Here is a 3,970-nt window from a genome sequence, read left to right on the forward strand (position 1 = left end):
GCCGTCGGGCCGCTGGGCGCGGTCAGTGTGCTCCTGGTCATCGCCCAGCCGGTCCTCTACGACGCCTTCTGCACCCTCTGCCTGGCCTCGACGGTGGTGTCGCTGGCCACGATCGGCCCGGTCATGGACGAGGTCCTGGCCAGCCTGCAGGCGCTGGCGCGGGTGCGGCGGGCCGGGGGGTCGGTGTGGCGGGCCTTCTGGGGCCTGGATCCGGCCGGCGAGCTGGCCCCCGAGGCGGGCAGGAGCTGACCATGTGGTCCCAGCTTGGCGTGACCGCCGTCGGGATCTGGCTGATGGCCGCGCCGGCCGTGCTCGGCTACGGCGGCGCGGCCGCGGCCAACGACCAGATCGTGGGGCCGACGGTGGCCGCGATCGGGTTCGTGGCCGCCTCCGCGATCACCCGCGGGCTGCGCTGGCTCAACCTGGTCCCGGCGGTGTGGCTGCTGGTCGGCCCCTGGCTGCTGGTCGCGCCCGTCCCGGCCAAGGCCAGCAGCATCACGGCTGGGTTGCTGGTGCTGGCGCTGGCCCGCTACGGGCGTCCGGATCCCGGGCGGTTCGGCGGCTGGCGCACCCTGGCTGGCCCCGGGCCGGGCGCGCCGGACTGACGGTCAGGCCAGGCGGCGGGCGGCGCCGCCCAGCGCCAGCTCCACCGTGACCCGGTTGGTCCCCCTGGCCGCCGCCTTCACCCCGGCCAGGGAGCGGCCCAGCAGCTGCTCGACGGTGGCGGCCAGCTGGGGCCGCAGGTGCCGGGGGGGCCGCCCGAACGGCCGGTCGAGCCGGAGGCCGAGCAGCTCCTCGGTCCGGTGCCCGGCCCCGTCGGCACCCCAGCGCTCCTCGAGCACCAGCTCGACCCGGCGGCCGTCGACCACGGCCGCGGCCGGCTGGAGGTCAAGGCCGGTGCTGGCCGACCAGACGGCGGCCACTCGCCGGGCGAGCTGGCCGAGCCGCTGGCTGGCCTGGGTGTGGCCCTCGGTCCAGACGGCGAGGGCATGGTCGAGGTCGAGCGGGCTGATGGCCATCGGATGTGCCTCCATGAGGGTGTGGGCAAACGGGTGGGAGGAGGGCCGCTCAGGTGACCAGCCGGTCGCGCTCCACGACCACGTGGCCGGTCCGCGGCATCGAGAGCCGGCCGAGCACCAGGCCGTAGACGACGTGGGCGACGATCCAGGTGGCCCAGCCGAGGTGGGTCGCCATGTCGGCGACCACCGCGCCCCCGCTGAGCACCTCGGCCACCAGGGGCAGGACGGCGAAGCTCATGACCAGCATCACGGCCAGGGCATACAGCACCCCGGCGGCCACCACCCCGGAGCCGGCCACCCGGATCCGGGGGACCAGCGATGCGAACACGGCGCCGAACAGCAGCGAGCAGGTCAGGTGGACCAGGGCGCCGAGGGTGACCGCGCCGGGGGCGTAGAACAGCGGGTCGCCGGCGTCGGCCGCCGCCATCGAGGTGGCGGCCTCGTCGGGGCCGGTGAAGGGGGCGGCGACCAGGTACAGGGGGGTGAGGAACCCCTTGCGCAGCAGGGTGGCGACCAGCATCAGCAGCCCGGCCATGGCGATGCCGGCCAGCAGGGACGCCAGCACCCAGTTGGGCCGGTCCCGGTCGGCTTCGGCCAGCCCGGGGCCGGCCCGTGGCATCTGCGGTGCAGCCATCGGAACCTCCGTCGTCGGGCATCGATCGAACTCAGGTCCCGGGAGGGTGCCCGCGGCCCCGGCCGTGGCCGCGGGCCGTCGGCGAACCGCAACACGTTCGCCGGGTGTCTGTCGCCAACGCGGCCGGCGGCTACCGGGCGGCCGCCCGGCGGGCCATGACCCCGGCCAGCCCGGCCGCCAGCTGCGGCCGGTGGGTGGCCGCCCAGAGCTGCGGGCTGTGGCGCCGGGCCCGGCGGTGGAACGGCCCGTGGGCGCCGGCGTCGTCCCGGTCGTCCAGTGACCGGTCGAGGTTGTCCCCCCAGGCGTCGAGGTCGACCGGCTCGTCGGTCTGCTGGCTGTCGACCCCGGTCGCGCCCAGGTAGCGGTCGAGCAGGCCCGGAGCGAGCTTGTTGGCCAGCCTGGTCAACGCCGTCGGGCGCCGACATGCAGCTCCCGCGGCCATGCTGGGCCGCCCAGGCGATCGCCCTGGCCGCCACCTCGGGCTGGTAGATGGGCGGGACCGGCTGGGGGTGGCGAGGCAGCCGGGTCCGCACCCAGGTGAACTGGGTGGTGTTGAGAGCCGGCAGATGCACCGTGCTCACCCGGACACGGCTGCCGGCGTGGTGCAGGTCGGCGCGGAGCGAGTCGTCGAAGCCCTGGATGGCGTGCTTGGCGGCGCAGTAGGGGCCTGCAGCGGATCCCGCGGTAGGCCAGCGCCGAGCCGACCTGGACGATGGTGCCGCGGTCGCGGGGCCGCATGCGGGCCAGCGCGGCCAGGGTGCCGTGCACGTAGCCGAGGTAGATCACCTCGGCCATCCGCCGGTACTCCTCGGCCGTGATCTCCCAGGCGGGCGCGAACGCCGAGGTCATGGCGTTGTTGACCCACACGTCGGGCGGGCCCAGCTCGGCCTCCAGCATGGCCGCGGCCGCCTCCACCTGGGCGGCGTCGGCGACGTCGGCGGCTACGGTGGCGACCTGGGAGGCCCCGAGCAGCTCGGCGTCGGCCCGGGCGGCCTCCAGGCCGGCCCGGCCACGGGCCAGCAGCCCCAGCCGGGCGCCCTGCCGGGCGAACTCGCGGGTGACGGCCCGGCCCACTCCGGCGCTGGCCCCGGTGATCACGGTGACTGGCGTCGTGCTGGTTATGTGCGCTCCTTTCACGGTGGGAACGGCGCGGCTCAGGCCGCGGTGGACAGCAGGGCCAGGGCCTGCTCCAGGCGGCCGACCCCCTGCACGCGCAGGTCGGCGCCGCGGGCCGCCTCGACCTCGGCGCTGGGCACCAGGAACAGGTCGGCGCCGTCCCGCTCGGCGGCCAGCGCCTTCTGCTCGACCCCGCCGACCACGCCGACGTCACCGTCGACCTGATGGTGCCGGTGGCCGCGACCGTCCGGCCGCGGGCGTAGTCGCCCTGGTCGAGCAGGTCGGCGATGGCCAGCGCGTAGGCCAGCCCGGCCGAGGGGCCGGCCACGTCCGGCCGCTCGCTGAACCGCACCTGGAAGGGGAGGTCCACCTGCAGGTCGCGGGTCTCGACCTGGACGCCGATGCCGCGCCGCCCGCGAGGGCGGGCAGCTGCCGCGTCTCCAGGCCGATGGTCTCGCGCCTGCCGTCGCGCTCCACCGTCAGCCGCACCAGCGTCCCGGCCGGGTTGGCCTGGAGCAGCTCGCGCAGGTCGCCGGTGTCGGCGACCGGCTGGCCGTCGACGGTCACGACAGCGTCACCCGCCCGCAGCCGCCTGGCCGCGGGCCCGTCGGGCAGGATCTGGATGACCCGCACCCCGCTGCCCCGGACGGTGACCGGGAGCCCGCCGCCCTGGCCGCTGCGGCAGCGGCCAGGCGCCGGCTCTCGGTGAACGCCGCCCGCTGGGCGTCGAGGTACTCCTCGGGGTCGACCCCGCGCGGGATCACCGCTCCCGCCCGGACGACCTCGCGGTCGGGGCGCAGCGCCGCCAGCAGCGTGCCCAGCCCGTTGGACTGCCGCAGGCGCACGCTGGTGAGCAGGTAGCGGCCGTTGACCTGGTCGACCGAGGTGCCGGAGATGGTCACGTCGCCGCTGACGTCGGCCGTCCCCCCGGGAGCGACGACCACGAACGGCGGCCGGTACAGGGCGGCCCCGGCGACCAGCAGCACCAGCGCCAGCACCACCCAGACGGCCAGCCCCGGACCGCGGGGCCGCTCCTGGCCGGCCAGCCCGCGCGCCTGGGCGAGCGCCCGCTCGCGGATCACGTCGGTGCCGGAGACCACGCCGACCAGGCGGCCGTCCTCCACCACCATGGCCCGCTTGCCCTGCCCGGCCAGCTGGGCCAGGACGTCGACGGCGGCGCGGCTGCCCTCCACCGTCGTCA

At 76.5% G+C, this 3,970-nt stretch carries 6 protein-coding genes and 1 pseudogene; 2 read left to right on the plus strand and 5 right to left on the minus strand.

Annotated elements, in window-relative coordinates:
- Both VF468_01140 and VF468_01145 read left to right on the plus strand, forming a co-directional pair.
- A partial coding sequence (locus VF468_01140; GenBank protein ID HEX5876928.1) for a hypothetical protein occupies window positions 1–249 on the plus strand: 249 nt, incomplete at its 5' end.
- Window positions 250–251: 2 nt separating this feature from the next.
- On the plus strand, window positions 252–605 hold the full coding sequence (locus VF468_01145) for a hypothetical protein (protein HEX5876929.1): 354 nt from the start codon (window positions 252–254) through the stop codon (window positions 603–605).
- A gap of 3 nt (window positions 606–608) precedes the next feature.
- Here VF468_01145 and VF468_01150 read toward each other — a convergent pair whose 3' ends face one another.
- The 5 genes and pseudogenes from VF468_01150 to VF468_01170 form a co-directional block, all read right to left on the minus strand.
- Window positions 609–1,019 carry a hypothetical protein gene (locus VF468_01150; protein HEX5876930.1) on the minus strand — a complete coding sequence of 137 codons (411 nt, stop codon included), beginning with the start codon at window positions 1,017–1,019 and terminating at the stop codon, window positions 609–611.
- Window positions 1,020–1,068: 49 nt separating this feature from the next.
- Entirely contained in the window at window positions 1,069–1,653 is a 585-nt protein-coding gene (locus tag VF468_01155) for a hypothetical protein (protein ID HEX5876931.1), read from the minus strand.
- A 130-nt stretch (window positions 1,654–1,783) separates the two neighbouring features.
- Window positions 1,784–2,775: pseudogene (locus VF468_01160) on the minus strand (SDR family oxidoreductase).
- Window positions 2,776–2,807: 32 nt separating this feature from the next.
- A complete protein-coding gene (locus VF468_01165) occupies window positions 2,808–2,972 on the minus strand; it encodes a hypothetical protein (GenBank protein ID HEX5876932.1) in 165 nt (54 codons plus the stop codon).
- A 360-nt stretch (window positions 2,973–3,332) separates the two neighbouring features.
- A partial coding sequence (locus VF468_01170; protein ID HEX5876933.1) for a hypothetical protein occupies window positions 3,333–3,970 on the minus strand: 638 nt, incomplete at its 5' end.

It is taken from the genome of Actinomycetota bacterium (assembly GCA_036280995.1).
GTDB lineage: Bacteria > Actinomycetota > CALGFH01 > CALGFH01 > CALGFH01 > CALGFH01.